General features: G+C 55.0%; 1 pseudogene. It reads left to right on the forward strand.

Annotated elements, in window-relative coordinates:
• Positions 1-86: 86 nt before the first annotated feature.
• Positions 87-1317: pseudogene (locus CLV88_RS23535) on the forward strand (DDE-type integrase/transposase/recombinase); the annotation flags it as partial.

Raw genomic sequence — 1317 nt, forward strand, 5'->3', positions numbered from 1 at the left:
TGTCTGACGTCAGCGCTTATGGGTCCAAATAGGGCGGTTTGATAAGGGAGAGTTTCTGGCTCATCGTGACCACTGAGGAGTGGGACATGAAAAAGACAACGAAGAGCCCCGGCGAGAAGATCGTCAAAGACATCAAACGGGCCACGCGCAAACAGTATTCGGCTGAGTGAGCCCGCGAACGCCATTGGTCCGAGTGATCGGGCGAACAAGATCAGGATCGTGCTGGATGGCCTGCGTGGTGAAGACAGCATTGCTGAGCTTTGCCGCCGTGAGGGGCTTTCCCAGGGCGTTTACTACAAATGGTCGAAGGACTTCATGGACTGTCGAGGTGAATGCCATCGGTTCGAGAGAGCCGAGACAGGGAAAGAAGCGACTGGCGGGCGACACGGCCCGTGCTGCGACACCCGATGAAGTTAAAGACCTGCGCCGTGAGGCTCGCGACCTGAAGGAGGGTGTGGCGGAACAAACGCTGGAACTTCGGCTGCTCAAAAAAAGCATGGTCGGCCCCTCTCGGGACATTGCTGCGCAGTGCCCTTCCGGGCAATGGATGGGGGCGATCAAGAATGAGATATCTGTCACCCGGCAGTCGCTGCTTGCAGCGATGAAAGGGCTGCATCCGAGAAGCTGGAGATCATCCGGCTGGTTGAAGAAAGTCATCTGTCAGCGCGTCGTACATTGGTCAAGCTGGGTATCCCTTGCACCACATTCTACCGTTGGTACGACCGATACCTGCAACGCGGCGAAGCTGGCTTGCAAGATCGATCTCCCAAACCAAAGCACGTTTGGAACCGCGTTCCCGACGAGGTGAAACGCAAAGTCATCAACTTCGCCTTGAAGGAGACAGAGCTGTCACCCTGCGAGTTGGCGGTGACGTTCACAGATCAAGAACGGTACTTTGTATCGGAATCGACTGTGTACCGCACACTCAAGGCACATGATCTAATCACCAGCCCAGCGTTCATCGTGTTGAAGGCCGCGAACGAGTTCGAACATAAGACAACGGCCATCAACCAGCTTTGGCAGACCGACTTTACCTATCTCAAAGTTCTCGGTTGGGGCTGGTTCTATCTCAGCACGATCCTGGACGATTACAGCCGCTACATTATCTCGTGGAAGCTCTGCACCAATATGCGGGCTGAGGATGTGACAGACACCCTCGATCTGGCTTTGCAGGCATCTGGCTGTGATCAGGTTCACATCGTCCACAAGCCAAGACTGCTCAGTGATAATGGGTCCAGTTACGTCTCAGGCGACTTGGCAGAATGGCTACAAGACAAGGGCATGAAGCATTCTCGCGGCGCACCATATCATCCCCAA

Source organism: Shimia abyssi, assembly GCF_003014475.1.
GTDB classification, from domain to species: Bacteria; Pseudomonadota; Alphaproteobacteria; order Rhodobacterales; family Rhodobacteraceae; genus Shimia; species Shimia abyssi.